The organism is Paenibacillus sp. NPDC056579 (genome assembly GCF_042793215.1).
GTDB lineage: Bacteria > Bacillota > Bacilli > Paenibacillales > NBRC-103111 > Paenibacillus_S.
On sequence record NZ_JBHTVD010000001.1, the window covers coordinates 1,033,948 to 1,058,948 of the forward strand.

The following is a 25,001-nucleotide window of genomic DNA, read 5'->3' on the forward strand; positions in this document are numbered from 1 at the left end:
AACTTTTAAGAAACCGAGTACCAATCTGTTAAGATTCAGACGCTATACTAAATATTGCAAGGGGATGTAGTAGGCATAAGAAAGAAATGCGGAAGGTTTCCTCCACGTACATAGGGATTCCAGTAAGACCGGATTTACGAAAAGGACAAAAGTGCGTTAAAGTAAAGCACAAAGGGGGACGATCGTATTGCAATCAACGATACTGCTGGTAGATGACGAGAAAGACATCATAGATATGCTGGAAATTTACTTAAAAAACGAAGGCTTCAGACTGCTGCGCGCGTCGGACGGAATGGAGGCGCTCCAGGTTCTGCAAAAGGAAGAGGTGGATCTCATCGTCCTTGATATTATGATGCCTAGAATGGACGGGATCGAGGCATGCCTCAAAATCCGCGAGCAGCGGAACATGCCGATCATCATGCTGTCGGCAAAAAGCCAGGATATGGATAAAATATGGGGATTAAGCTCGGGTGCGGACGACTACATGAGCAAGCCCTTCAATCCGCTGGAGCTGATCGCGAGAATCAAGTCCCAGCTGCGGAGATATACCCGGCTTAATGTTCCGCAGGCTAACAAGGATCATGAGATAGAAGTGGATGAATTGACCATCAACACATTGACGCGGGAAGTCAAGCTTCAAGGCAGGGACATCAAACTGACGCCGAGAGAATTCGCCATCCTGGAGCTGCTCGCACGCAACCGCGGCATCGTCTGGAACATCGAGAAAATTTACGAGACGGTATGGAAGGAAGCCTACTTCGATTCGGATAATACGGTTATGGTGCACATTCGTAAAATTCGCGAGAAGATCGAGGAGAATCCGCGCAAGCCTAAATATATCAAAACCGTATGGGGGGTTGGCTACAAAGTTGAATAGCCGTTATGAATTGCATCCATCCTCCAGGCTGAACCGATTTCCGTTCACCTGGTTTCCGTTCAATATCGTCCGCAAGCTGATTATCCTGCTGCGCAGACTGTACTTCATCGGATCGGGCAGAATAGGCCGGAGCATTCGACTTCAGCTGATTTTAACGACCTGCGTCTGCTTACTGGCTTCTACGCTCACTTATGCTATAGGCGACGAAATATTCGGGGAATATCAAAGGGAGGCCGTCATCGACTATCAAGTAGGTCTCTCCCGGATTGACAATGAGGCGCGAGGCTTGATGATGGATTTAAAAAACCGTGCCTTGGATGAAAAAAACACGAATATCCAACACGATGAGAAAATGTCTGACGATTTCGAACAGCGGGTCGAGCGGATCGTCCAAAATGATCAATACAAAGTTCTGATAACCGATCTGGAGGGCAGGGTAATTTTCCGGAGCAGCAATGCCCCTGAGACCAATGTAGAAATTCACAGCATCATCGATAATGCCATGAATACGAGATATGAAGGCAACGAGAACCGCAAGGTGCATTCCAGCTTTTATCCCGTTAACTACAACGGACAAAAATCGTATTTGATCGTTTCGGGTATTCCTGAGCCCCACATCACGTATCAAAAAAACGAAGGCCCGCTGCCTTTTATGGGTGCCGCGGCAGTGTTCATCTTCCTGTTCTACTATTTGACGCAAAGAAAAATGCGCTATGTAGAGGAGCTGGCAGGCGGATTAAGAATTATCGCTACCGGCAACCTGAGCTATCGCGTCATTGAACGGAGTGAAGACGAGCTGGGCTCTTTGGCCCGGGATATGAATCTGATGGTCGAGCAGCTGCAGCAAAAAATCGAAGAGGAGCGGCGTAACGAACGACTGAAGAGCGAGCTGATTACGAATGTGTCCCACGACCTGCGCACCCCGCTAACCTTAATCATGGGATACCTGCGCCTGCTGCACGACAAAGGCTACGAAACGCAAGAGCAGGCGGACTCCTACGTTGGCATTGCTTACCACAAATCGGAGAAGCTTCAATCGCTTATCGACGATCTGTTCGAGTATACGAAGCTGTCCAATCACGATGTGCCGATGATGAAGGAAGGCGTAGCGATCAACGAGCTTCTGGATCAGCTGCTAGAAGAGTTCGTGACGCCTGCAGAGGAGCAGCAGCTGACGATCCAGCGTCATATCCCAAAGGAAAAGATTCTGGTCAAAATCGATGTAGACAAGATGATCCGCGTGTTCGAAAATTTGTTGACGAATGCCATCAAATACAGTGTCAAGCCGGGGAAGATCACGGTTATGGTCAAGCAGGATTTGCGTTATGTGACCATTAGGTTCAGCAACCGTTCGGAGATGCTCGAAGAGAGCGAAATCAAGCAGCTGTTCGACCGATTTTACCGGGTGGACGTATCACGTTCCTCAAATACAGGCGGATCGGGTCTTGGCCTTGCCATTGCCAAAAGCATTGTGGAATCGCACGACGGAGCGATATGGGCGGAGCAGAGCGATGAACAAATCCATTTTTATGTGAAAATAAAGCTGATTTAGTTGATCCGGAAATAGGGGATAGAGGGGGTGGTTGTCATGTCCAAAAGATTCATGTGGATCGGCGCTGTCATTCTTGTTGTTCTGGCATCATTGATCGGTTGCTCAAGACCGAATCTGTACAGCGGTAAGAGCTCGAATTGGAATATAGAATGCTCCGTTAATGAGCCTGCTAATGTGAAGAAGTACTCAATAACTTACATCGGCGAAGACAGATTACCTGTGTCCGATGTCCAATATACGTTTAAGAACAGCTCCAATTTTCAAGAAAGCGGCCAGCACAAGGGGCCGACCGAGAAGCTGAAGATCAGCGGGAAAGCGACACTAAGCGCGCCATATGTGAATGAAGGCAGCATGGCGGTTCAAATTCGCTGGAACGATAAAGAAGAAACGGTGACACTGACCAAGCAACCCAAAGAATAAATTTGGAAATCACTGTTGAAACATCACGCCTCCTGCTTTACCATCAATGAAGGACAGTATCTCACAAGACATCATCTGGAGCTATAATCATTGCAAAGGAGGCTTGATGGTAATGCTGCATATCGTGAATGGCGATACCGTAGGGGATAAGCTGAAGCAAGGCGGGATTCAAGGAGAGGTTCTCGTATGGCTGGAAATATGGTCCGAAGGTCCAGTGTTCGTCGACGCGTCATCCGAATCGAACAGAGTCTATCGAGCGAATTACTTGGAACAAACGATGGGCATCCCGTCGTCAAAGTTTATCGCCTTAAGCAAAGAGCAGGAGCGTATACTGGAGCAATTTCGCGAGCATGAAGAGATTGTTCTATGGTTTGAATATGACCTTTTCGATCAAGCGATGCTATGTTGCTTGCTGCATTGGTTCGCAGGACAGCCGATGGAGGGAACAAAATTAAGCCTGTTGTCGTTGAATTCTTTCCCTGGCATTGATGATTTCCGAGGCTTGGGCCAATTGTCTGTAGAACAGCTGCTGTCGCTTGTCGGTACATGGCAGCCTGTCGGACAGAAGACGCTCGAATTGGGCAAACAGCTATGGGAAGCGTATGCCTCTCCGGATCCGCTTGTTCTGAACAAGCTGCTTCAGGAATGCGATTTGGCTGCTCTGCCTTATGCAGGCGATAGCTTCCGGCTTCATCTGGCCCGGTTCCCATCCATACTCAATGGACTAGGGATAGTCGAGCAAACTACGCTGGAGCTGGTGGAAAGCGGTATCCATTCGCCGCTGGCGTTGTTCAAGCACACAGGAGATAAGCTGCACGGACTTGGAATGGGGGATTTGCAATATTGGTACCGCCTGGAGCGAATGACGCAAGGCTCTAAGCCGCTGCTGGCATTTCGCAATTTCGACCGGTTTCCTGACTACATGAACCCATCGATTTCATCGTTCCGTGAGGGCAAGCTGGAGCTGACGCCATTTGGCAAAGCGGTGCTGGCAGGGAAGGAAGATGGGGTGGAGGCGAACGGAATCGAGTGCTGGTACGGCGGAGTTCACCTGTCCGGTCACCGGATCCAATGGAGATGGGATAGCTCCAAGCAATCGATAGTTCGTACTTAGTTTTATTTCACTGAAAATACTAGAGGGCTTTCGTGGGATAAAACAATAGATTTTGCGATAAATAACAGCGGCTGGGGAGGTACGCCACGTGGGTACCTCTGCAGCCTTTTCGGATCTAAATGGTTCACGTTAGCTATCCTCTACTACGGAGGGTAGCTTTTTATTTTACGGAACGAAACCGTACAGGGTACTGCTTCACTCCAAAGACGAACGGGCTTTGTATGTATTGCAGCTCGGATCCGCTGACGAATTCAATATCGTGAAACCGCTGGAGCAGATGCGAAAGTACAACCTGTCCTTCCAATCGGGCTAATGGAGCTCCAAGGCAAAAATGGGTGCCAAATCCAAAGGAGAGATGCGCATTCGGCTTCCGGTCCACAATAAAGCGGTCAGGATCGGGAAATTTGTTGTCATCCCGATTGGCCGCTGCGACCCAGGAGACAACTTGCTGTCCTGCTTTAATCGGTATGCCTTGAATTTCGACATCCTGCATCACGACCCGGCCAATGGCCTGGATCGGAGGATAATAACGAAGCACCTCCTCTACGAAGCTCGGAATAAGCTCGGGCTGCTCCTGAAGCTGCTTTTGCAGCTCCTGATCCTCCGTCAGCCGGCGCACGGCATTCGTGATCAGATTGGTTGTCGTCTCATTACCGGCGGCGAGCAGCAGGATACAGAAGCCTAGCAATTCCTCATCCGTGAGCTTCTGCCCTTCCACCTCGGCTTCTAGCAGCAGCGAAATCAAATCCTCCTGCGGCTTTTGACGTCGTTCCTCAAGGATGACGGCAAAATAGGCATTCAGCTCCTTCATCGCCTGCGCTTTTTCCATCATGACTTGCCGAAAAGCTTCATCCGTATTTACATCCGGACCTTTGACGAGAATATCCGACCATTCTTTAAACAGATGTCTGTCTTTGGGCGGCACCCCGAGCAGCTCAGCTATGACTATTACGGGAAGCGGGACGGCGAGATCGTGAACGGTATCCATTTGGCCTTTGGATGCAACGGCATCCAGAAGCTCTTGGGTAATGGAGGCGATGTGAGGAGCGAGATCGTTAACTACTTTGGGAGTAAATGCTTTATTGACAAGGGCTCTCATCTGAGTGTGCCGCGGCGGGTCCATCGTCAGGATGGTATCTCTCTCAGCGAGCTTGCGTACGGAAGAGAAAGTAGCGGGATCCTTCAAAATCCGGTGGACGTCCTCATATCGAAACACATCCCAGCAGCCGCGGCTTTCATCATACCGGACAGGAGTGGTTGTCCGAAGGTTATTGTAAATAGTGAAGGGCAACAGTCTTTTTTCCGGCGTGTTTAATTCCTCCATAGGGAGAATATTCGCATAGCGTTCAGCTTTTACGGCATCCATTCATTAATGACTCCTCTCGGATTGGTTATACTTACCCTTCTAATTTACCCCGTATTGCGGCAGGAAAAACCTTCATGCTGGGGAGGAAGTGAGCAGGTCCATCAAACGATGGAAATAAGAAGCGCCGCGAAGCTGATTCCGGTTCATATGATTGAGATAAAGCAGCGCTTCCCTGGCGGTCTTGATAGCCGTCGCCACTTGATTATCGTCGAGCTCCGAAATAATTTGCTTAATGATATCGAGAGACCAAAACGCCGTTTTCAGAGTACGGATAATTAATATTTGCCGCAAATTGGCGGGGGTGAAAACCCGGTACCCGTTCTCCCGATCCCGGGATATGGTAAGCAGTCCCGCTTTTTCCCAATGGCGGATAGCGGTAGTCGGAATCATGGTTTGTACGGATATTTCGCCGATGGTCAATCCTTTTTTTCCTTTTTTGGCGGGGAGCAAATTCGTATCCTCAGTTTCTAGAGCTTGCACGGCTTTTTCTGCGATGAGCTTATCCTGATACAGCTCGGCTTGACATTGGCTCAATATCCATAATGCTTCATCCGTCCTGCCCTGAAGTGTCAGCTTCATCATCTGCGCCGTCTTCTGCATGCCAATTCCATCATTTAGGACACGTATACACTCGAAATAAGCGACATGCAGCTCCGTATATATCCGATAGCCGTTAGGACCGCGTTCTACGGGAGGAACGATCCCCCATTCCTCATAATGCCTTAAGGTGTTGGTGCTGATATGCAATTTTCTTGCAATATCGATAGGTCTTATTGTCATTGAATACCTCCGGACCACAGATAAAAACATTAAACTGCTGTGTCAAGGTTTTGTCAAGAAAATGCCTGTTACAGGCCAAACATGATTCTAAACCTTCCCACTTGCATCAATGTAGTATTCTATTATTGAATCGAGCGGATCATTTGATGGCCATCATTCCGTTCCAATCATGACCCCGAATTAAAAGGAGGAATTGTATGAAGGATGCAATCGTCATTAAAGGTGCGCACGAGAATAATTTAAAACATGTTTCACTATCTATCCCGAAGTTCAAGCTTGTTGTTGTTACCGGTCCGTCCGGGTCAGGCAAATCGACATTGGCCATGGATACGCTGCAGCGGGAATGCCAAAGGCAGTATATGGAGTCCATGGGGATGGTACCCGATTCCGTAAGCAAGCCGAAGGTGGAGTCGATAGAAGGACTTTCGCCATCCATCAGCATCGGTCAGCATGTTACCAACCGGAATCCACGTTCTACAGTCGGAACGGTTACGGATATTTACACTTACCTGCGCTTCGTATACTCCAGACTAGGGCAGAGAATATGCCCAGGCTGCAAAGGAATGATCCCTCCAAGCTTTCAGGAGCCGGGAACCGTTATGATGGAGGAAGAAGAGTCAAGAGCCGGATCCATCACGTGCCCGCACTGCCTTATGGAGCTTGAGAAATTCGGTATGGCCCATTTCTCTTTCAATAAACCCGAAGGCGCATGCGAGGTATGCAGCGGTCTCGGGAACGTCGCCACCTTGATTATGGAGGCTGTATTCAATCCGGAGTTAAGCTTGCGGAGCGGAGGAGTCACATTCCTGTATGATGTGCTGAACGAATATTATTCTAGTATTTTGCTGGCGGCAGCGAAGTATTACGGCTTCAGCTTTGATCCAGATATGCCACTGAAAGATTACAACGACATTCAGCGAGATGTGTTATATTACGGCGTGGAAAGCCCGGAATTCTTGCGCCACTACCCGGACAAGAAGCCTCCGAAAACGGTCAATGGCGGCAAGTTTGAAGGAATCATTACCGGAATATGGCGCAGATATAAAGAGAAGGACGGCGATCAGGGGCCGATGGAGAGGGAAGCGGAGCTCTTTCGTGTCAAGCTATGCACCGGATGCCAGGGCGGACGATTGAAAAAGGAGGTGCGCCAGGTTACGGTTGCCGGAGCTTCCTTATCCGAAGTGGCCGAATGGCCGCTGGAAGAGGTGCTGCGCTGGACGCGGCAATTGAGAGACCATCTGCCCGTCGAAGGCTTCCATCTGCTTGAGCCTGTTCTGCATGATGTACCCGTCCGGCTCGAGCGGATTATGGATGTTGGGCTTGGTTACTTATCGCTGCATCGGCAGACGGTGACGTTATCGGGCGGCGAAGCGCAGCGGCTGCGGCTTGCATCGCTATTGGGCTCCGGATTGACGGGGGTACTATATATTTTGGATGAGCCGACGACGGGACTCCATCCCCGCGATACGGCGGGTCTCATCCGTGTGCTGAAGCAGCTCCGGGATTTAGGTAACACAGTTCTCGTTATCGAGCACGACGTGGATGTAATGCGGGCGGCAGACCATATTATCGATGTGGGTCCGGGCGCAGGCCGCAACGGGGGCACGATCGTAGGTCAAGGAAGCCTGGAGGAGCTTATGGATAGCGAGCATTCGGTTACTGGAGCCTATTTGAGGAATGAAGCTCGAGCCGTGCCTGACCGGAGACGGAGGCAAGGGAATGGGCGTTTCCTTACGATTCGCAATGCTCATGCCCGCAATTTGAAGCATATCGACGTATCCTTTCCCTTGGGCAGTTTCATATCCGTGACCGGTGTCTCCGGTTCGGGGAAATCGACGCTGCTGTTCGATTTGCTGGCGCAAGGCGGGGAGGAGGCTGTCGAAGGATGTGACGGAATTACCGGCTTCGAACATATTGGTAATAAAATCATCGTCGATCAGTCGCCGATTGGCAGAATGCAGCGCTCCAACGTCGCAACGTATACCGACGTGTATACTCAGCTGCGGAATCTGTATGCCGGATTGCCGGAAGCGAAGAGGAATAAGCTGACGTCGAAGCGTTTCTCCTTCAATACGCCGGGAGGAAGATGCGAAGCATGCCAAGGGCTTGGCGTTTTGCCTGTGGAGATGAATTTTCTTCCTAGTACGGAGATTACTTGCCCGGCCTGCAAAGGCAGAAGATTCAATGAAGACGTGTTGAAGGTCAAATTCGAAGGGTACTCCATATCGGATTTATTGAATTTAACGGTGCAGGAGACGCTGCCGATCTTCCAATCGAAAGCGAAAATATACAGCATGATCGAGCTGCTGTGCGAAGTAGGGCTAGGGTACTTGCAATGGGGGCAATCCGTCAAAACCTTGTCAGGCGGAGAAGGGCAGCGGATCAAGCTGGCCAAGGAGCTGAGCAAAAAGACAAGAACGCACACGCTTTACTTGCTCGACGAGCCAACGACAGGGCTTCACCCTACTGATGTCAAGCGGCTTCACCTGCTGCTAGACAAGCTGGTCGATGCCGGCAACACAGTCATTGTAGTCGAGCACAGCCTTGAGCTCATCCGTGAGGCGGATTGGGTTATCGATATCGGCCCGGACGGCGGAACCGCAGGCGGTGAGCTGGTCGCAGAGGGAACACCCGAGCAGGTCGCGAATAACCGCGCTTCGGCAACCGGCAATTTTTTAAGCTTGGCGCTTGCAGGTCAATGCTAGCCCATCAGCCCGAGCGAGGCTCGTTAGCTTGTGATTTATATCACTTACTTTTGACGTATAGTCTCCTATAATGATGTCTAAGAGGTACAATCGACAAGATATGGGGGACGATACTATGGAATTGGCAAAAGCAAACGAACAGAACCGCTTCAGCGGATTAGGTCTTATCATCACATTGTTTACTTTGATTATTCTTAGCCCGATAGCCTATTTTATTATTAATTATTTGCTTGGCAATGAGCATCCCGTATATATCTAAATCAAGTCATAGATGATTTAATTTAGGCGGCATCCGGCGGCATTCCTAATAGAGTGTCCCGGCAGCTGCTTTTTTTTGTGAGACGGTAATATCTTAAGATATTCCTCCGATAACGGACGTTACAACACTTATTCCTTCAAAGCAACATAGCAATCTATAAGAAACGATAGCCGAAACCCTATGCTACTATTAAGTACAGGTACTAATTAATCCTACGCATGAGGTGATAGAGAGTGGCAGTGACATCGGACAAAATTTTTGTTAATTTACCGGTTAAGGACTTGCAGCAATCGATGGACTTTTTCAAAAAAGCAGGGTTTGAATTCAACCCTCATTTCACCGACGAGAACGCAGCTTGCCTAGTGATAAGCGACAGCATCTTCGCTATGCTGCTAGTGGAACCATTTTTCAGCTCATTTACTAAGAAGGAAATTACAGACACGGCCAAGAGTGCCGAAGTCATCGTAGGCTTGTCGGCCAGCAGCAGAGCGCAAGTCGACGAGATCGTAAATAAGGCAGTGGCTGCAGGCGGATCGTCTAACAGCGAACCGATGGATCAAGGATTTATGTACAGCCGAAGCTTCCAGGATGTAGACGGCCATATTTGGGAAGTCATCTACATGGACATGAGCGCTGTGGATCCGCAATAAAAAGTATGCGTTGAGATAGACAAAAACCTCCCCAGGCTTAGATAAAAGCTTAGGGAGGTTTTCTATTATTGAAAGGATAAGCGGCGCTAATCCATTAGTATTTTGCAAATCGAAGCACTCTTCTGTACATAGTCTTATCGTTCAGCGTATTGAATATTTGTTTATCCGGCTTGGTATTGACCTCCAGAATCCACAGCTTCTTCGCCGGGTCAATAGCTATATCGACTCCGAATGCTTTTAGGTCACGGAACCTTTTGCTCATGGCGATGCTGGCTCGTTTTCCTACCAACGCAATTTTTTTAACGTAACGTCCTCTTCTTTTGATGCCGATGTGGTTACGCAGCAGAACTTCGACAGGCAGCGGGGTGCCGCCGCTATGATAATTGGTGACAATCTTGCCTTCTTTGGCCAAACGACCGATGATGCCGGTTACGACGAACTTTCTGTTTCTGTTCTTTTGCACCATTACCCGGATATCGAAGGGACGTTGCTTGATTCTCAGCAATCGAATCCCTTTTTGCAGAACATATCTTCTTTTTAGCAGAAGCGGACGAATCATGGTATAAAGTGAACGGAATGAAGTATAATGCTTCGTTTCCGTGCCGTATTTTACCGTGTACGAGGAGGGAGTCTTCATAATTTTAAGTATTCCGTGGCCGCCGGATCCCAAATCCGGTTTCAGAAATAGGGAAGGGTAGGCCCTTAGCATGGCTCTCAAGTTATCTCTTGTAGCCTTTCTCGTATCCGGCAGATGCCTGCGGACGACTTTGAACCTAGTCATATAGAAATGTTTGCGAAGCTTGCCGTACTTCAACCGGCGCCTCCGTGCTCTAATCTTGGCTTGACCCGGATTCAGGACCGCTTCGTTCCCAATCGCATAGGGCTGGATGTCATCCAGGTTCGATAGGCTAAGTTGATGAGCCTGACGGCGGGTCTTATAGGGCTTGGTATTTTGAGCGGCACTTGGTTTGACTCTCGGATTCTTTTTCTTCATCCTTTCGATGTTTTGATTCCCTTGCCTTGCATTCTGCTTCACTTTATCTACCTCCCATATGGTCGCATAGTAATATATGCACCCTGTCCTGCGAGTGGAACAGGCTTTTGATTGATTTAGAGATTCCGGCATAGGGAGGTGACGAGAAAGACGGAAGAGCGCCAGCCCTTCCGTCATTGTAATATGCTATAAGGTTAAAAATCCGGATTACCCATTTTGCCGAGCTGAAAATCCTGGAAGGCTTCCATAATTTCTGCATGACTGTTCATAACGAACGGACCGCGCTGGACCATCGGCTCGTCGATGGGTTCGCCGCTTAATACGATAACCAGAGCATCATCCGTCAGTGCTTCAAGAACAATGTCACCCGGTACGTTATCGAACAAGATGAAGTCTCCCGCAGCCGCGATCTGGATATCGTTGATTTGCAAACTGCCCTTAAGCACCAGCAAACCGGTGTTATACGATTCAGGCAGGGTGAATTCCGCTTTACCGTTCAGATTAAATTGGATGTCAAACAAATGGATGGGAGTAAAAGTCTGTGCCGGACCACGCACTCCCTTATATTCGCCGGCAATGACCCGGACGGCGCCGCCGTCATCTGGCAGCTCGACCTTTCCCATCTGAGCTTTCAGCAGCTCTTGGTATTGGGGCGGATGCATCTTTTGACTCCGCGGCAGGTTGACCCACAGCTGAATCATGTGAAACAGGCCGCCTCGTTTGGAGAACTCCCGTTCATGGTATTCCTTGTGCAGCAATCCCGACCCGGCTGTCATCCATTGCACGTCGCCGGGACCGATAATACCATGATTGCCTGAATTATCGTTGTGCTCGATATACCCGTCATAAGCGATAGTCACGGTTTCAAATCCGCGGTGAGGATGAGCGCCTACACCTTTGACGTTGTCGCTTGGAGGAAACACGAACGGAGCGTTATAGTCCATCAAAATAAAGGGGCTGAACCGTTGTTGAAAATTCGTTCCCGACGGGAAGTAGTTGGATACCCTGAATCCGTCTCCCACCATGTGAAAGGGAGCCCCCTTGTAGGTGCCTTGTATGGTTCTTAATGCAGTCATGCTTCATCTACTCCTTTGCCAAGTAATTTTAGAAGCGCGATGGCTTCATTCTTTTGATGGTCTGACAAGCTCTGCATCATGCTGTGAATATGGGCGGCATGGCGGGGCATGATATGCTGAATGAATTCCTTGCCTTTGTCAGTCAGCTCCGCATACACCATCCGGCGATCCTCCTGTCCGGGAATCCGCCGTAACAGCTGTTTCTTTTCCAGCTTGTCGATATTGTAGGTCATGGTCCCGCTTGTAATCAGAATTTTGTCGCCAATTTGCTGCAGCGGGATGCTTCCCTTCGTATACAGCACTTCCAATATCCCGAATTCGGAAGGGGAGAGGTCGTACTGTTTAATGTCCTTGACCGCTTTATCCATCACGCTTTTATAAGCCTTGGACAGAACGACCATCAGCTTAAGGGAAGTTTGTATAGACTCCTCGTCCGGTTCCGTAATCAAGTTTGAATCCCTCCTGTCAGCTTGAGATGTGCAGGGACGGATAATTTAATCTTGATGGCTCGATGAGAAGGAATTATCTTGAGTTAAATTATCTTGATTTAAAGATAAATCAATTCCGTCACTTTGTCAAGATTTTTATAGTTACTGACGAAAAAGAAGTATGGCCTATGAATTATGCGCAAATTCGGTTTCCAGCACTACTTTGACAGGTAACCGAGGATATAGATCCTTCCACTCCTCCTCGCGCCAATCGCGGGAATGTGTTCGCACAAAATCGCCTAGCCCGAGAGGGTCTACTCCCAGCTTTTGCAGCTTCGCTATAATGGCTTCACAGTCTTTGGCAAGCTTTTTCTTGACTTCCGAATTCAGCTCTGAGTCGCTTTGAAACGGTGTAGCTGGAGAGCGTTCCATCAGTCTGCCTGTTAATTTTAATTTTATTACTACTTGGTCTGGCGATGCTGAATATTCGTAATGCCTCCTGATTTTGATGTTACTAATACTCATCGCTTTATCACTGAGTCTAACGGTGTAGTAGCTGTTCGAGATCCGATGTTTCTTCATCCAGCTGAACGGAATCATCTCCTCGTCCGACAGCTTCCCGACATAGCAGCCATTCTTCATCAGCGCGATTCCTCGAATCAGCGGCCGGTTATCCTTGATGCCCAGGATCGGTATGATCGGATCCATGCCCGCGCCTTTATGCGCGTAAATAAATTGATGCAGGTTCATAAGCGGCAGATCGAAGGTGGCTATGTTATTCTCGACCACATGGCATAGATAGGTGCCTATAGGGACATTTTTGCTCTGAATGTCCACCCTGAATAAATCTTCGGCTTGGCCCTCCGTCATGGCAAGGATCAATCGTCCGCTTAACAGCGGATCCCGGAACAAAGTGCTAGCATATTCCATAATGCCGGAGTTCAAAACCGGCTCGCTTATGAGGAGAAGGCTTAATTTACTGATAGAAAGGTACTGATCCATCGAATAATTCATTTTCATCGTAATATCTTTTAAGCTGGCACCCGTATTCCTAAAAAATCTGTTGCTGATACTGCTATCCGAGTTATATGAAGGAACGCTCATCGTAATTTTAATCTCGGGACGTTCCGTCTTGTCAGCGTCGCTATTGGGTTGAACTTCATCTACTGCCGCAGCCAAAGCGATGTTAATGTCCTCCACTACCTCGGTTTTTACGATACAGCTTGCCATCAAGCAGCATATGAGGATCCAATGAATGACCTTCATACAGGCTGCCTCTTGGAAATCAACCAGCGTGAGATCATCCCGACGAGGGGCACATAGATGAACAAGATCGTAATGCCGGCCAACCCGATCACTGGATAAATCCGTTGAATTTCATCCAAACCTTGAAACCACATACTTATGCCCAGCACAGTGGCGAGACAGACAGGCAGCATGATTTTCTTCTTCAAGTTGAATTGGAGCTTGCAGGACTGGATTGCTATCCAAACGTACAAAGCCAGAAGCGGTATGAGCCGGAATACTTGCACGGAGGCGCCGATAAATTCGACCCGCTCCATAAACGGAAGCTCGACAAACTTAAACAGACCGAGAATCGGCCACGGTTCATCCATGAGTTGTCCTAAACTGTAGAACATCAAGCAGAAGATGATTGCCATCAAGTAAATCAACACAGTTGCTGCATTACCTAAGTGTGCCCATAGCTGAGCTGCATAGCCTTTTTTGATAAAAGGGTAGTAAAAGAGAAGAGCTTCCACTCCCATAAAGCTGGGAGCCAATACCAAGACACCTTGTGCCATATCCGCCGCGGAATGAGTCCATACCGGCAGCAGGTTCGACGGATGGTAATAATTTCGGACGAAATAATATGTGATGATGAGAACTACCGACAGCTGGGCGAATACGAAAAAACCGACCAGCACCCGGAATCCCCCTGATACGATATAGTAGATTAGGATTAAGAGAACCAGGATGATCTTCCAAATGCCAAGATCCGGGAAAATCCATAGCCTCACAATTTCGGCATACAATCGCACGCTCAGCGCACACACGACTAATGCATAAACGATCAGAGCGGTGTTGATAATGCCTCCGGCAATCGAGCCGAAGCATTGCTTATTTATCGTGACAATATCGGTATTGTGGCGGTTCAGCAAGGAGAACATGAAGCGGATCGACACGTGCAGAAGGGCTCCGGCGATGATCACCACAATCCAGCTGTCCTGGCCGACCGTATTGGCAAGCTTCCGTTGGAAGCTTAAATATTCTAGCCCTACCTGAGCGCCAAATACGAGAAATAAGACCAGGTAAGGCGGGATCGTGTTCGTTTCGGATACAACATACGGAGCTTTCATTTGGAAAGAGCCTCCCTAATCGTCAATATCGCCGGATTGCTTGCCGGTTGCCGGTTTGCTTCTGTTTAAGGGCCGATAAGAGCTCGGTCTCATAGAGAACAACCGGATTGGCAAACGAATGATTGAATCAGCCCAATCGTTAATGCGAATCGGATAAAACGGTTGTAGGAACGGTGTTCCGAGCGACTTTAGCCGGAGCAAATGGGTTAACAGAAAACAGCCGCACAGGAAGATGCCCAGCAATCCGAGCATTTGGGCCGCCAAAATAAACGGATACCGGATGACCCTGATCGTGTTGCTCATATGAAAGATCGGCACCGTAAAGGATGAGAGTGCGGATAGTGCAACTATGATCAGCAGGATGTTGCTGGTGAGTGCGGCTTGCGCCGATGCGGTTCCGATGACGATCCCTCCGACGATGCCTATCGTTTGACCGATTTTGGAAGGTAAGCGAGCTCCGGCTTCTCTCAGCAGTTCAATCGTTAATTCCATGAAAATAACTTCAATGACCGGAGGAAAGGGGAGATTGATTCTTGATGAGATGATAGGGCCAAGCAGCAAGGTCGGGATAATATGGTAATGATAAGTCAATACCGCAATATACATTGGTGTAGCCAAGATAGAGAACAGGATCGCGCCGATGCGCAAAATTCGGAAGAACGACCCTATGTGCCAAGGCAAGTAATAATCCTCGTAAGCGATTAAAAATTGGCCAATTGTTGCCGGGCCGGATAATGCCTGTGCAGAGCCGTCGACAAGCACGCCGATGCCGCCAAAAGACAGCAGATGGACAAGCCGGTCGGGACGTTCGGTTTCTATAAATTGGGGGAAGAGCGAATATTTATTGTCGACTATCATTTGAATCACGGAAGTAGTGTCGGTAATGACGCTGGTCTGAATGGCGTTCAAGCGCTGAATCATTCTTTCGAGATTGATAGGATTGGCAATCGTTTCAATGTACACTATCGCGCAGCGGCTATGGGTAAGCTCTCCGATTTGTATTTCTTTAATTTTCAATTCCGGTATCGGCAATCTGCGGCGGATCAAGAGAAGGTTCGTGTCCAGCGATTCTATGAAAGCATCCTTTGGACCGATGACACTGAATTCGACCTCGGGGGCATTAATGGCGCGAAACTCATTTTTGGCCATTTGGATGGTAATGCAGCCGTTATCCGATGGATTGAAGAGGAGGATGCAGCCGCTTAAAACCTTATCGTGGATATCCTTCTCCTGCTGTAATAGATGCTTTTCCGTGAAGGGAAGCTCATCGAACAGCTTCATTAACCGTCCGCCATCGATTTGGTGAAGTACCGGCAGAAGCTCTTCGTTGAGCAGCTTGACGTCAATGAGCGTCCGGTAATAGCAAATGAAATACTCATGCTGCGTTGATGGATAAGGTGTATGTACGAAGTCCGTTGAGTTGGAATGGGTATCGAGTATGGTTTGATACAAGGCATTCACGAAATACGGCTCCTTTCCCAAGTTCTGCTTTAGTATGTCCGTGCCAATATAGGGCCATGCATGACGGACTGAACTGGGAAAGCTATGTTTGCGCGCATAAAAAGAACCCGGCAAACCAAGATGTTCACCGGGCATTTCTTCGTAAGCTTCGTAAGCTTCGTTAACCTCTGATCCGCCGGAATTCGTTCATGAATGCGATCTGCAGCCCGGCTCCGATCGAATCGTACAGCACCAGCAATACGATAAAGAAGAGAGGCAGCCACAGCGCGTTAATGATTAGGCCGGCAGCGACATTAATCAGAAGCGCGGCGATAACGAGCGGTATCGTAAGGGGGGTTCTTTGCTGAAAATGCTCGTAGGAGCGGGCAATCGCATCCAGGATGGAGCAGTCGTCGGCTACGATGGTATATTCCAGGAACAGGAACAAGACTCTGAGCCATAGGAAGAGGATCATGAACAGAACGATCCCCGGCGTTCTCAGCAGGAAAGCGGCTATTCCGCCTATAACTAGCAGGATTAAGAGAACAGTTACATTCAGGAGCAAAAATCGCAAGAAGAAACGCCCTCCGTACTGAATGAACCGTCTCGAATCGAGTCTGCGGCCATCCGACGAGTCATAGAGCAAGCCGACATACCCGCCTTGAAGAAATGATTGGACGGCGATGAATAAGCCAAGATACATTAGGATGCCAAGAATGCTCGGCAGGTTCACGCTTCCTGCTCCAGCAACCTGTACGGAGCCTGGCATGAAGGTTTGCTCCGTCACAGCGGCAACCGAAGGCAATCCCATCTGCAGTACCAGTTTGAATGTAAAGTGGGGATTTCCATGAAACCCGTTCATCGCTGTACCCATTATCACAGATAAGGCATCAATAGCTATTGGAATAATGGCCAGCAGGGGATAGCGTGCGAGCTTTCCAAACGAATCGTTTAACAAGTGCCTCCCTCCTTATATGAAGTTATACGTGGAAGAAGCTGGAATTGTTGCGGTAGCAGGAGACAGGGCCTTATGCCGAGTTGCCACGACAGTGCGGATTGGATACAATAATTCCGTTCATATAACGGAGGTTGGAGGAGGAACAATGAGCAGGAAACGTTTCCGGGATTACGGCTTCGCAGTGGGGAAGCTGCCGACCGGCAAGCATAACAGCATATCCGATGTCCCGGGTGTAGCCGTTGGTCATGTAACGCTGCATACGGACACTCAAGATAACTCGGTGCGCACAGGAGTAACAGCTATACTGCCGCACGGTGGGAACGTATTTCGTGAGAAGGTGGCTGCAGCGTCCTATGTCATTAACGGCTTCGGCAAAACGACCGGTCTCGTTCAAGTGAACGAGCTTGGAACTGTAGAGTCGCCGATCATGCTGACGAATACATTCAGCGTCCCTGCGGTAACCGAAGGCGCGCTGCAATATATGATGGAAATGGATGCGGGAATCGGGGAGCAGGCGGGTTCAATCAATATCGTAACAGGGGAATGCAATGACAGGCTGCTGAACGATATGAGAGGACTTCATGTCCGGCCGAAGCATGCGAAAGAAGCTATCCGGCAAGCAGCAGGGGATCGGCCTGTAGCGGAAGGAGCTGTCGGTGCAGGAACCGGCATGGTCTGTTTCGGCTGCAAAGGGGGGATCGGTTCATCTTCCCGGCGAATCACAATGAGCGGCAAGGACTATCACATCGGGGTGCTGGTACTGACGAATTTCGGTCGCGCCGAGGACCTGACGATACTCGGCCAACCTGTCGGAGCTCATCTTCGCGATAAGGCAGTGGAGCGGGGGCGGGGGAACAATGACGGTTCGATCATTATCGTGCTGGGTACGGATGTGCCCATGGACGCCCGCCAGCTCCGAAGAGTAGCCAAAAGAGCGGGCATCGGGCTGGCCCGGACCGGCTCGATCGCCCACCATGGCAGCGGAGATATTGTGATTGCATTCAGCAATGGAAACCGGTTCCAGCATGAGCCGGAAGCCGATCTCGTATCGTCAACCATACTGCGAGAGGACGGGCCGTTAATGTCCGAATGCTTCCGTGCCGCCGCCGATGCAACCGAAGAAGCGATCTATAACTCTTTATTTATGGCGGAATCGACTCGCGGTCATAACGGAAGTGAAGTACAAGCTCTGTCTGTGGAGATTGTCCTTCCCTTTCTTAACAATATGCAAGGGAAACAAAGTTGAAAGAAAGCGGCCATTCAGGATCGGTGGTCGCTTTTTCCATGTGTTGGATTTGATGAGCGGCGGCTCGGCACTCATTTCTGATCGATATAGCGCATGACATATTGCTTGGGAGTGGTGCCGTAAATTTTTTTGAACATTTTGATGAAATAACTGGTCTCCATCCCGACTTGTCCGGCGGCCTCTTCAATGGTAATCCCAGGGTAAAGCTGAAAAAGCTGCAGAGCGCGCCGCAACCGGATCATTTGCAAGTAACGGTTCGGCGTCACTCCATACGCACTGGAGAACAGCCTATGCAGATGCTGAACGGAATAACCGACGGCATACGCCACATTGGCTAAATGCAAGTCTTCGTTGTAATGCTCCTCCAGGAAGCGGGTAGCGTGCTGCAATGCTTGGTTAGGCTGGTTCCGAACATGGCTGGCGCTAGTGGCATCTACACGAATCTGCACTTCCTGCAACGTCAGCAGAATGGAGTAAAGCCGCCGAGAAGCGTCCCAGACGCTGTACGATTCGTGATCGTTGACGCTGTGCCACAACTCGATGAGCTCCGTCCATAACAGCTGAAATCGCTCTTCCGAAACCGTCATTGGCTTGCCGGAGCCTATTAGGGTTGCCATGACGCCGGAAGCATCCCCTTGAAATCCGATAAATCCGAGCTCCCAGCCTTCCTCTTTGTTTGAAGGGAAGTACTCATGGGGCACCCCTTTGCCTAGAAGCAGCAGCGACCCCTCTGATAAAATCAGCTCCTCTTTTCCGAAAATACGAAACATCCCAGACCCTTTGCGAGTCAAAAAAAATTGATACACCGGAAACCCTGTCGGCCGGTAAATATGCTTCTGCTCATGATAGCCGATGCAGTAGATATAAAGCGGAGGGAGCTGCTCGGGATTCGAGTTGGCAAGAATAAATGGTAGCAATAAAATCACCCTTTATGTTAATAATGAACGATTTCTTGCATGGATAAGAGGCAGAGCTTTACATAATAGCCGCAAGATTAGTATACGAAATATTCAAAGCAGATGGTAGATACAGCATGGTTCCACCTAATTTTTGCTGATATCTCTAGCAATTGAGATCTCCTAGTATCTGGAATCATGTTCTTTTTCAACGATTTTATCCGATTATTGTACTACTGGGGCAATGTTCCAATTTCTTATAATGTAAGCGTTCTCTATTTGTTGGAACGAACTTTTGAGTTTGGGAGGAATATGCAGGATGAGAAAAAGGAACAAAGCAGGTTTAATTGTCCCGGCCTTACTACTGGCTGTCATCACCGCATGTAACGGAGGGGAGAAGACGACCGGCGATTTGCCGGCCGCGCAAGCAGAGGCATTCAAAATGGGAAGCGAACCCATAGAGCTGTTCATCGTTTCCGCTAGCGGGGATTCCGTGGAAAGCTTTAACGACCGGTTTCTCGATCTGGTGAAGGAGAAATACCCGAACGTGAAATTCACTTATCTTCCCTGGAAGAAGGAAGGTCCGTCCATTCAGGAAATGATTACTGCCGGTCAGCAAATCGATATTTATTATGATTCGATAGGGATATTCAGCACCGTCCAAAATTATCAGCTGCAGATGGACATGACCGAATTGATCAAGAAGCATAACGTCAATCTGGGAAGCTTGGAGCCGGCAACGGTGGATGCAGCGAAAATCGTCTCCGGCGGCAAAGAGATGTGGGGCGTACCCGTATTTAATAATAATTTGGTGATGTACTACAACAAAGATTTATTCGATAAATTCGGTGTCGCTTATCCTAAGGATCAGATGACATGGGATGAATTGAACGAGCTGTCCAAAAAGCTGGGGAGAAGTGATGAAAGCAATGTCTACGTAGGCTACACGACCTCTGCCAACCATGCGCTGCGTATGAACCAGATGTCGCTGCCGTATTTGAAGCAAGACACTCTGAAATCCGCCATTTCCAGCGATCCGTGGAAGAAATATTACGAAACGGCTTTCCTCGTTCCGTATAAAGCCTCTGGTCTTGATGCCTTTACCGCCAAAAACAACCGATTACCTAATTTCTTGACGCAGGAAGCGGCTATGTTCATGTATTTATCGTCGGCGATGTTTATTAATAAGGAGTATGAAACCCTCAACTGGGACATGGTGCCCATCCCGACACTGAAGGAAGCGCCTGGTGTAGGCTCTCAGCCTTATCCGACCTTCTTCGGGGTTACTTCGACGAGCAAGCATAAGGATGAAGCGATGGAAATTATCAAGTATTTGATCTCTGAAGAAGTGCAGATGAAGTTATCCAAAAAAGGCATCATGCCTGTACTGAACAATGAAGCTGTGAAAAAGGCGTTCGGCCAGGATAGTAAATTCAAGAACAAAAACTTGAAAGCGGTATTCACGAATCAATTCGCACCGGTGCCTTACAAATCGAAGCTCGACTCCCTGGTGGAGAAAACATACAATGAGGCGGTAGGGACGGCGCTGAATCAAGATATCAACACCGCATTGCGAACGGCCGAGGAGAAGGCTAACCAGCTTTTGAGCTCGGAAGCGAATAAATAGCCATTTGCGACCCAAGAGGCAGAATCATTTCTGCTTCTTTCTTTTTGCTGCAGAACAGGATACAATCCAAGAAGCGAATGTTTATTAGGTAAAAGGAGAGCTTTCATGTGGAGTAACCGTAACGTATGGATCGTGTTGGCCGGTGAATTCATAGCAGGGCTGGGTCTATGGACTTCGATCATTGCCAATCTGGAATTTATGCAGAGGCATGTCCCGTCCGATTTTATGAAATCGTTAATCTTGTTTGTCGGTCTCCTCGCGGGGGTGCTAATTTCGCCTTATGCAGGACGCGTTATCGACCGCTCGTCCAAAAAGCATGTGCTTCTGCTATCAGGGGTTGGCCGAATAATTAGCGTAGGATTTATGTTTCTGGCACTTCATTTCGAATCGGTATGGTATATGGTTCTTTTTGCCGTTCTGCTTCAGATTTCCGCAGCCTTTTACTTCCCCACGCTGCAGGCTGTCATCCCGTTAATTGTCAACGAGAAAGACCTGTTGTCCATGAATGCCGTACATATGAACGCGGGAACGGTAGCACGAATTCTCGGAACGACGCTGGCCGGGCTGATGTTAACGGTAATGAGCCTCAGTACATTGTATACCGTTTCGTTAGGTGCATATATCGTGCTGCTTGGATCGACATGGTTATTGCAGCTGCAAAAGCCGGGTGAACCTGGAGCCGGTAAGCCGTCACAACGGTCGAGCGGCGGATTCAAGGAAATGCTTGTTCTGCTGCGATCCATGCCCAATGTAAAAAGAGTGCTGTGGATGACCATCATTCCGACGTTGTTCATCGGAGGGTTTAACTTGATGGTTATTAACGTGAGTGAGCTCCAGAATGATCCGGAGATCAAAGGATGGCTGTATGCGGCGGAAGGCATCGCATTTATCGTGAGCGGCTTTATCGTCAGACGACTCTCGGAAAACGGAAGCTTGATGAGCCGCTCGTTCATTTGCTCGACGGTGATCGCCGCATCCCAAATGCTGCTGTTCTTCGGGGATTCCAAGCTCGGGGCGATAGGATCGTTCGGCTTGTTCGGGCTGGCGGCAGGCTGCTTTATCCCTATGGCGGGCACTTTTTTTCAAAAGCAGGTACCGAAGGAATATCACGGTCGCTTCTTCTCGTTCCGAAGTATGCTGGACAGGGTCATGTTTCAGGTCGTATTGCTCGGAACCGGCTTGCTGCTCGATCTGATCGGGCTGCAGTTCACCGCGCTTCTATTCGGTGCCGTGTCCCTTACTCTGGTCGTTTATTTCTTTGCAAAAGAAGCCGCATCGGCGGAAATGAACAAGAAAAAGCAGGCTCCGGATATCGGATAGCCTGCTGTTTTTTTGCATTGGGAAGGAGTTATATAAAGCGAACCAGCACTTGGACGAATCGCTCCAAATAGTGCTGATCCAGCTCGCTGAACCGGTTAAGGGAAGGACTGTCAATATCCAGCACTCCGATAAGCTCGTTATTTTTGATCATCGGCACTACGATCTCGGATTGGGAAGCGGCATCGCAAGCGATATGACCCGGGAATTCGTGCACATTGTCAACGCGCACCGTTTGTTTGTTTTGTGCCGCCGTCCCGCACACTCCTTTTCCGACAGGGATGCGCACGCATGCAGGCAAGCCTTGGAACGGGCCCAATACCAGCTCGCCGGATTTATATAAATAGAAGCCTACCCAGTTAATATCGTTCAGAAATTGATTCAATAAGGCGGACGCATTGGCCAAATTGGCCGTTTGATCTTGTTCGCCCTCCAATAACGCCGTAAGCTGCTGGATGACTAGCTCATAGTTTTGCTCTATCGTACCGGAATAGTGAGACGCATGAAACATAGTTATTCCCTCCAGTAAGTTGTCATGAATAGGAACATCTTATACGGCGTAGGAGGCTGTGTCAATAGAGCTGAAACTGCTGCCCGCAAAAGATAAGATTCGTTTGCAACTTTTGAAGCGTAAGTAACGTTAAAAAAATAACTCCGCTACAGTCGGAGTAAACCAAACCGGGGAGAGAACACCAGCATGAAAAAAGTATCGGTAGCAGCCACAGCTGCATTATTGATCAGCAGTTTGTCCTTCAGCTCTGCATTTGCCTTCACGGATGTGTCGGGAACCCAGTTAACCGCCGTATCAGATCTTCAGCAGCGCGGCATTGTTAGTGGAATCGACAAGGACCATTTTGCGCCGATGGGTACGATCACATATGCGCAAAGCGTGCAAATGATCGTAAAAGCGTTCAATTACAACATGGATCTTATGAGGTTAGCCAAGCCGCCCGTCGCATCGGAGCTGTACACTAATGTCAAGAATGATTCGTGGTATGCGGATGCTTTTATCGCCGCTCACTTCAATGGGATAGACATTCCGAAGGATGTAAATCCGAATGCTGCGGTAACGCGCGAGCAGTTTGCCGCATTATTAATGCCGATTGTGGAGAAAAAAGCGAATCTGCCTATGATCAACCTGGCTGTCGAACTCAAAGACTCGGATCAAATCCAACCGGAGCTGCAAGGCAAAGTTTTAAGGCTGCTGCACTACAAGATTGCGGAGCTGGACAAGGACAGCACATTTAAACCGAAAGCCGCGCTGACGCGTGGAGAAGCCGCGACATGGATGTATAACTCCCTTCAATTTGTATCGTCTCATTCTCAGCAGCCGGTTGCCGTTGACGAAGTTACAGTTGGAGTAGAGAAGATAAACGAGAATGTGAACAAAGTTACGTTGTCCCGTGGTCAAAAGCCGAACGCAGGATACGGCATAAAAATCAACAGTATCCGATTTGAACAAGACGGTCGTGCGGTCATCAGTTATACTCAAATCGATCCGCAGCCGGATCACATGTATCCTGAAGTAGTTACCGACGTTAAAGCCGAAACCTATCTTTCTTCCAGCTATACTCCGGAGATTGAGCTCGTCCGGTAATCGGAGAGAGGGAAAGGGAATTTATACTTAGAAAGAGGAAAGAAGCTAAGCCCGCAATAGTTCGAGGAGGGGCTTAGCTTCTTTTGCATTCTTGGAATTATCCTTCGTATTCCTCCGGCAGCTCGGATAAGAAGCCGTAATAATGAGCAAGAATCGATACGATCCGTTGGGAGGCGCGGCCGTCACCGAACGGGTTGTTGGCAGTAGTCATTGCCGTGTATTGTGCGTCATTGCTTAGCAGATTCGCAGTGATCTCATAGATGGCGCTCTCGTCGGTTCCTGCAAGGCGAACGGCCCCGGCATTGAGCGCTTCCGGCCGCTCTGTCGTATCGCGCATCAGAACGAGAGGTTTATGGAACACTGTCGTTTCTTCCTGCAGACCGCCTGAATCGCTAAGGATAAGATAGGAGCGGGACAGGAGGTTAATCATATCGGGATAATCCAATGGCTCCAGCAGGTAAATTCTATCATGGGAGGAAAGGATGGAAGAAGCCGTTTCTTGAACGACGGGGCTTAAATGAACCGGATAAATAACGATGACATCCGGATGCTCGTCCGCTATACGGCGAATCGCCCTAAACATTTGCTTCATCGGTTCTCCGTAATTTTCTCTGCGGTGTGCCGTTACTGTAATGATTTTGCCTTGATGGCGGATCAGATGATTCAACCGTTGATTATGGAAGGTGTAAGCTGAAACATGAGTCTGTACAGCTGCATCGACTGCCGTCTGGCCTGTTACGAATAGCTGTTCCCGGGCGTATCCCTCGCGCAGCAAATGGTCTCTCCCTACGGATGTCGGTACAAAAAGCAGGTCTGCTGCAATATCGACCAACCGCCTGTTGATTTCCTCGGGCCAAGGAGAATACTTGTTATGGGAGCGAAGCCCGGCTTCTACATGGCCGACAGGCACTTGGTGGAAGAACGCCGTTAAGCCTCCGCATAGAGCCGTTTGTGTATCCCCGTGTACAAGGATGAAATCTGGCTTAGTCTCAGCTAAAACCTTGTCAAGGCCGGAGATGGCGGAGGATGTGAATTTCGCCAAAGTCTGATTGGGCTGCATCAGGTTCAAATCGATATCCGGCTTGATTGCAAAGTGTGTTAAAACCTGATCCAACTGCTCTCTATGCTGTCCTGTTACGACCACTATCGTTTCGAACCAATCCGGAACCTTCTGAAGCTCCTGAACAACCGGCGCCATTTTGGTAGCTTCCGGACGCGTACCGAAGATTGTCATGATCTTTTTCTTTTTCTTGTTCATGTTCATGTTCATGTGTAGCCCCCCGTTTATATATGAAATCAGCTAACATAACGATCATCGCTCAAATTACCATATATTACAATT

The 25,001-nt window shown here is 48.9% G+C and carries 23 protein-coding genes; 11 read left to right on the forward strand and 12 right to left on the reverse strand.

Going from position 1 to position 25,001, the window contains the following annotated elements:
- Positions 1–187 precede the first annotated feature (187 nt).
- The 4 genes from ACFQ88_RS04665 to ACFQ88_RS04680 all read left to right on the forward strand — a co-directional run bounded on the left by ACFQ88_RS04665 (position 188) and on the right by ACFQ88_RS04680 (position 3,963).
- The gene (locus ACFQ88_RS04665; protein ID WP_379452445.1) at positions 188–877 is read left to right on the forward strand and encodes a response regulator transcription factor; all 690 of its coding nucleotides are present in this window, start codon (positions 188–190) and stop codon (positions 875–877) included.
- A complete protein-coding gene (locus tag ACFQ88_RS04670; protein ID WP_379452447.1) occupies positions 870–2,429 on the forward strand; it encodes a sensor histidine kinase in 1,560 nt (519 codons plus the stop codon). The genes ACFQ88_RS04665 and ACFQ88_RS04670 overlap by 8 nt, the downstream gene beginning before the upstream one ends.
- A gap of 36 nt (positions 2,430–2,465) precedes the next feature.
- A complete protein-coding gene (locus ACFQ88_RS04675) occupies positions 2,466–2,849 on the forward strand; it encodes a hypothetical protein (RefSeq protein ID WP_379452449.1) in 384 nt (127 codons plus the stop codon).
- Positions 2,850–2,961: 112 nt separating this feature from the next.
- The gene (locus tag ACFQ88_RS04680; RefSeq protein ID WP_379452451.1) at positions 2,962–3,963 is read left to right on the forward strand and encodes a DUF1835 domain-containing protein; all 1,002 of its coding nucleotides are present in this window, start codon (positions 2,962–2,964) and stop codon (positions 3,961–3,963) included.
- A gap of 160 nt (positions 3,964–4,123) precedes the next feature.
- Here the strand turns inward: ACFQ88_RS04680 and ACFQ88_RS04685 are convergent, their stop codons facing one another.
- Both ACFQ88_RS04685 and ACFQ88_RS04690 read right to left on the reverse strand, forming a co-directional pair.
- Complete coding sequence (locus ACFQ88_RS04685) at positions 4,124–5,329, reverse strand: cytochrome P450 (protein WP_379452453.1); 1,206 nt, start codon at positions 5,327–5,329, stop codon at positions 4,124–4,126.
- A 72-nt stretch (positions 5,330–5,401) separates the two neighbouring features.
- Positions 5,402–6,109 carry a MerR family transcriptional regulator gene (locus ACFQ88_RS04690; RefSeq protein WP_379452455.1) on the reverse strand — a complete coding sequence of 236 codons (708 nt, stop codon included), beginning with the start codon at positions 6,107–6,109 and terminating at the stop codon, positions 5,402–5,404.
- Positions 6,110–6,306: 197 nt separating this feature from the next.
- Between ACFQ88_RS04690 and uvrA the strand changes: the two genes are divergently transcribed.
- The 3 genes from uvrA (at position 6,307) to ACFQ88_RS04705 (ending at position 9,723) form a co-directional block, all read left to right on the forward strand.
- Positions 6,307–8,814, forward strand: coding sequence for an excinuclease ABC subunit UvrA (gene uvrA, locus ACFQ88_RS04695; RefSeq protein ID WP_379452457.1), 2,508 nt, complete (start codon positions 6,307–6,309; stop codon positions 8,812–8,814).
- 115 nt (positions 8,815–8,929) lie between these two features.
- Entirely contained in the window at positions 8,930–9,073 is a 144-nt protein-coding gene (locus ACFQ88_RS04700; RefSeq protein WP_239623974.1) for a hypothetical protein, read from the forward strand.
- A 233-nt stretch (positions 9,074–9,306) separates the two neighbouring features.
- Positions 9,307–9,723 (forward strand): VOC family protein, encoded by a 417-nt coding sequence (locus ACFQ88_RS04705; RefSeq protein WP_379452460.1) that lies wholly within the window; start codon positions 9,307–9,309, stop codon positions 9,721–9,723.
- 94 nt (positions 9,724–9,817) lie between these two features.
- On the opposite strand, the gene ACFQ88_RS04710 is transcribed toward ACFQ88_RS04705, so the two are convergent.
- The 7 genes from ACFQ88_RS04710 to ACFQ88_RS04740 form a co-directional block, all read right to left on the reverse strand.
- Positions 9,818–10,759: a YheC/YheD family protein gene (locus ACFQ88_RS04710; RefSeq protein WP_379452462.1), complete on the reverse strand. Its 942-nt coding sequence runs from the start codon at positions 10,757–10,759 to the stop codon at positions 9,818–9,820.
- 152 nt (positions 10,760–10,911) lie between these two features.
- Positions 10,912–11,793, reverse strand: coding sequence for a pirin family protein (locus ACFQ88_RS04715; RefSeq protein WP_379452464.1), 882 nt, complete (start codon positions 11,791–11,793; stop codon positions 10,912–10,914).
- Complete coding sequence (locus tag ACFQ88_RS04720) at positions 11,790–12,194, reverse strand: MarR family winged helix-turn-helix transcriptional regulator (RefSeq protein ID WP_379453580.1); 405 nt, start codon at positions 12,192–12,194, stop codon at positions 11,790–11,792. Before ACFQ88_RS04720 ends, ACFQ88_RS04715 begins: the two co-directional genes overlap by 4 nt.
- Positions 12,195–12,407: 213 nt before the next feature.
- Positions 12,408–13,487 (reverse strand): Ger(x)C family spore germination protein, encoded by a 1,080-nt coding sequence (locus ACFQ88_RS04725; protein WP_379452466.1) that lies wholly within the window; start codon positions 13,485–13,487, stop codon positions 12,408–12,410.
- Positions 13,484–14,578, reverse strand: a complete 1,095-nt coding sequence (locus ACFQ88_RS04730; RefSeq protein ID WP_379452468.1) for a GerAB/ArcD/ProY family transporter — start codon at positions 14,576–14,578, stop codon at positions 13,484–13,486. Before ACFQ88_RS04730 ends, ACFQ88_RS04725 begins: the two co-directional genes overlap by 4 nt.
- A 15-nt stretch (positions 14,579–14,593) precedes the next feature.
- Positions 14,594–16,039 (reverse strand): spore germination protein, encoded by a 1,446-nt coding sequence (locus tag ACFQ88_RS04735; protein ID WP_379452470.1) that lies wholly within the window; start codon positions 16,037–16,039, stop codon positions 14,594–14,596.
- Between the two features lie 160 nt (positions 16,040–16,199).
- Positions 16,200–16,976, reverse strand: coding sequence for a hypothetical protein (locus tag ACFQ88_RS04740; protein WP_379452472.1), 777 nt, complete (start codon positions 16,974–16,976; stop codon positions 16,200–16,202).
- Positions 16,977–17,121: 145 nt separating this feature from the next.
- Between ACFQ88_RS04740 and ACFQ88_RS04745 the strand changes: the two genes are divergently transcribed.
- On the forward strand, positions 17,122–18,222 hold the full coding sequence (locus tag ACFQ88_RS04745; RefSeq protein WP_379452474.1) for a DmpA family aminopeptidase: 1,101 nt from the start codon (positions 17,122–17,124) through the stop codon (positions 18,220–18,222).
- 71 nt (positions 18,223–18,293) lie between these two features.
- Here the strand turns inward: ACFQ88_RS04745 and ACFQ88_RS04750 are convergent, their stop codons facing one another.
- The gene (locus tag ACFQ88_RS04750) at positions 18,294–19,139 is read right to left on the reverse strand and encodes a helix-turn-helix transcriptional regulator (RefSeq protein WP_379452476.1); all 846 of its coding nucleotides are present in this window, start codon (positions 19,137–19,139) and stop codon (positions 18,294–18,296) included.
- Positions 19,140–19,437: 298 nt separating this feature from the next.
- On the opposite strand from ACFQ88_RS04750, the gene ACFQ88_RS04755 reads away from it, so the two are divergent.
- A complete protein-coding gene (locus ACFQ88_RS04755; protein WP_379452478.1) occupies positions 19,438–20,745 on the forward strand; it encodes an ABC transporter substrate-binding protein in 1,308 nt (435 codons plus the stop codon).
- A gap of 105 nt (positions 20,746–20,850) precedes the next feature.
- The gene (locus tag ACFQ88_RS04760; protein WP_379452480.1) at positions 20,851–22,065 is read left to right on the forward strand and encodes an MFS transporter; all 1,215 of its coding nucleotides are present in this window, start codon (positions 20,851–20,853) and stop codon (positions 22,063–22,065) included.
- Between the two features lie 28 nt (positions 22,066–22,093).
- Here ACFQ88_RS04760 and ACFQ88_RS04765 read toward each other — a convergent pair whose 3' ends face one another.
- Positions 22,094–22,573 carry a GAF domain-containing protein gene (locus ACFQ88_RS04765; protein WP_379452482.1) on the reverse strand — a complete coding sequence of 160 codons (480 nt, stop codon included), beginning with the start codon at positions 22,571–22,573 and terminating at the stop codon, positions 22,094–22,096.
- Between the two features lie 186 nt (positions 22,574–22,759).
- Between ACFQ88_RS04765 and ACFQ88_RS04770 the strand changes: the two genes are divergently transcribed.
- On the forward strand, positions 22,760–23,659 hold the full coding sequence (locus ACFQ88_RS04770; RefSeq protein ID WP_379452484.1) for an S-layer homology domain-containing protein: 900 nt from the start codon (positions 22,760–22,762) through the stop codon (positions 23,657–23,659).
- 97 nt (positions 23,660–23,756) lie between these two features.
- On the opposite strand, the gene wecB is transcribed toward ACFQ88_RS04770, so the two are convergent.
- The gene (gene wecB / locus ACFQ88_RS04775; protein WP_379452486.1) at positions 23,757–24,929 is read right to left on the reverse strand and encodes a non-hydrolyzing UDP-N-acetylglucosamine 2-epimerase; all 1,173 of its coding nucleotides are present in this window, start codon (positions 24,927–24,929) and stop codon (positions 23,757–23,759) included.
- Between the last annotated feature and the right edge of the window lie 72 nt (positions 24,930–25,001).

Excerpts from the sequence above, each read along its gene's own strand:
- ACFQ88_RS04680 (WP_379452451.1), top strand. The coding sequence starts at position 2,962 with ATGCTGCATATCGTGAATGGCGATACCGTAGGGGATAAGCTGAAGCAA.
- ACFQ88_RS04770 (WP_379452484.1), top strand. The coding sequence starts at position 22,760 with ATGAAAAAAGTATCGGTAGCAGCCACAGCTGCATTATTGATCAGCAGT.
- ACFQ88_RS04765 (WP_379452482.1), bottom strand. The coding sequence starts at position 22,573 with ATGTTTCATGCGTCTCACTATTCCGGTACGATAGAGCAAAACTATGAG.
- wecB (WP_379452486.1), bottom strand. The coding sequence starts at position 24,929 with ATGAACATGAACATGAACAAGAAAAAGAAAAAGATCATGACAATCTTC.
- ACFQ88_RS04675 (WP_379452449.1), top strand. The coding sequence starts at position 2,466 with ATGTCCAAAAGATTCATGTGGATCGGCGCTGTCATTCTTGTTGTTCTG.
- ACFQ88_RS04690 (WP_379452455.1), bottom strand. The coding sequence starts at position 6,109 with ATGACAATAAGACCTATCGATATTGCAAGAAAATTGCATATCAGCACC.
- ACFQ88_RS04725 (WP_379452466.1), bottom strand. The coding sequence starts at position 13,487 with ATGAAGGTCATTCATTGGATCCTCATATGCTGCTTGATGGCAAGCTGT.
- ACFQ88_RS04685 (WP_379452453.1), bottom strand. The coding sequence starts at position 5,329 with ATGGATGCCGTAAAAGCTGAACGCTATGCGAATATTCTCCCTATGGAG.
- ACFQ88_RS04700 (WP_239623974.1), top strand. The coding sequence starts at position 8,930 with ATGGAATTGGCAAAAGCAAACGAACAGAACCGCTTCAGCGGATTAGGT.
- ACFQ88_RS04745 (WP_379452474.1), top strand. The coding sequence starts at position 17,122 with ATGAGCAGGAAACGTTTCCGGGATTACGGCTTCGCAGTGGGGAAGCTG.
- ACFQ88_RS04760 (WP_379452480.1), top strand. The coding sequence starts at position 20,851 with ATGTGGAGTAACCGTAACGTATGGATCGTGTTGGCCGGTGAATTCATA.
- ACFQ88_RS04755 (WP_379452478.1), top strand. The coding sequence starts at position 19,438 with ATGAGAAAAAGGAACAAAGCAGGTTTAATTGTCCCGGCCTTACTACTG.
- ACFQ88_RS04720 (WP_379453580.1), bottom strand. The coding sequence starts at position 12,194 with ATGGTCGTTCTGTCCAAGGCTTATAAAAGCGTGATGGATAAAGCGGTC.
- ACFQ88_RS04715 (WP_379452464.1), bottom strand. The coding sequence starts at position 11,793 with ATGACTGCATTAAGAACCATACAAGGCACCTACAAGGGGGCTCCCTTT.
- ACFQ88_RS04730 (WP_379452468.1), bottom strand. The coding sequence starts at position 14,578 with ATGAAAGCTCCGTATGTTGTATCCGAAACGAACACGATCCCGCCTTAC.
- uvrA (WP_379452457.1), top strand. The coding sequence starts at position 6,307 with ATGAAGGATGCAATCGTCATTAAAGGTGCGCACGAGAATAATTTAAAA.